This window comes from Streptomyces sp. B1866 (assembly GCF_031932565.1).
Classification (GTDB): Bacteria; Actinomycetota; Actinomycetes; order Streptomycetales; family Streptomycetaceae; genus Streptomyces.
Genome location: NZ_JAVSCF010000485.1, coordinates 1 through 1,899, shown reverse-complemented (window position 1 = coordinate 1,899; position 1,899 = coordinate 1). Strand labels below are relative to the sequence as shown.

General features: G+C 75.6%; 1 protein-coding gene. It reads right to left on the bottom strand.

What is annotated here, in order from left to right:
- Window positions 1-1,899: zinc-binding dehydrogenase (locus RKE29_RS29670; protein WP_312008806.1), on the bottom strand; the 1,899-nt coding region annotated here is incomplete at both ends.

The following is a 1,899-nucleotide window of genomic DNA, read 5'->3' as shown; positions in this document are numbered from 1 at the left end:
CAGACCACCCGTACCACCCGTGATCAGGACGGACCCGTCCGGGTCCAGCGGCGCGGGAACGGTCAGCACGACCTTGCCGACGTTCCGGCCCTCGCGCAGGAACCGGAACGCCTCCCGGCCCTGGCGCACATCCCACGTACGGACCGGCGCGTGTTCGAGGACGCCCTGCTCGAACAGCGAGACGATCTCGCCCAGCATCTCCTGGACCCGGTCGATCCCGGCCGCGTCGAACATGTCGAAGGCCTGGTAGCGCACCCCGGCGTGCTCGGCGGCGACGGCCTGCGGGTCGCGCAGGTCGGTCTTGCCCATCTCGACGAACCGGCCGCCGCGCGGCAGCAGTCCCAGCGACGCGTCGACGAACTCGCCCGCCAGCGCGTTCAGCACCACGTCCACACCGGCACCGCCGGTCGCCTCCGAGAACACCTCCCGGAAGCCCAGGTCACGCGACGACGCGATCCGACCGTCCGGCACCCCGAGCGCCCGTACCGCGTCCCACTTCGGCGCGCTGGCGGTCGCGAACACCTCCGCGCCCAGGTGACGGGCGATCTGCACCGCGGCCATGCCCACACCGCCGGCGGCGGCGTGCACCAGCACCCGCTCGCCCGCCCGCAGACCCGCCAGGTCCACCAGCCCGTAGTACGCGGTCAGGTACACCACCGGGACCGCCGCCGCCTGGGCGAAGGACCAGCCCTCCGGCATCGGGGCCAGCATGCGCCGGTCCGTCACCGCCACGGGGCCGAACGCGCCGCCGAACAGGCCGAACACCCGGTCGCCGGGTGCCAGGCCGGTCACCTCGGAGCCGACCTCCAGCACGACGCCCGCCGCCTCGCTGCCCAGCGGTACGTCGCCGGGGTACATCCCGAGTGCCATCAGCACGTCGCGGAAGTTCAGGCCCGCGGCCCGCACCCCGACCCGCACCTCGCCCGCGCCCAGCGGCCGACCGGCGTCCGAGGGCACGACCGCCAGGTCCTCCAGCGAGCCCTTCCGCCGGATGGCCAGCTGCCACAGGTCACCGGCCGTTCCGGCGCCGGCGCGCGCGAGCCGCGGCGCCAGCACCCGGCTCTCCCGCACCGCCACCTGCGGCTCGTCCAGGTCCAGCAGCGCGCCCCACTCGGGCTCGCCGCTGCCGTCGAGGTCGGCCAGCACGAAGCGGCCCGGGTGCTCCGACTGCGCGGACCGCAGCAGACCCCACACCGACGCCTGCGCCACATGCGGCACCTCGCCGCCCGCGGCGACGGCGCCACGGGTCACCACCACCAGGCGCGCCTCGCCCAGCCACTCGCCGGCCAGCCACCGCCGCACCAGCTTCAACGCGCCCACGGCGGCCACACGCGCGGCCTCGGCCGTGTCACCCGCGGGGACCTCGACCTCGGCCAGCACCGCGTCCGGCGCGGCGGCACCCTCGGCCAGGGCCCGCTCCAGCGCGTCCAGGTCCGCGTACCGCTCACCCGACGCCGCGAGCCCGCCCAGCACCGCCAGCCGCACCGGCCCCGGCGAACCCACCGCCACCGGAGCCCAGTCCAGCTCGAACAGCGAGTCCCGCCTGCCGCGCTGCGCGCTTGCGAGCTGCGCCTGCTCCACCGGGCGGAACACCAGCTTGTCCATGCTCAGCACCGGCTCGCCCTGCTCGCCGACGATGTCGACGCGCAGCGTGGACTCGCCCACCGAGGCGATCCGCACCCGCGCGCGGGTGAGCCCGGTCTGCTCCAGCCGCAGGCCCGACCAGGAGAACGGCAGCACCACCGAGTCCCCGGGCTCCTTCTCCAGCAGCCCGCCGTGCAGCGCGGCGTCGAACAGGCCCGGGTGGATCGCGAATCCGCCGTTGTCAGCGCCGTCGGGCAGCGCGATCTCGACGTAGACCTCGCCCTCGGCGCGCCACGCGGCCCGTACGCCCTGGAA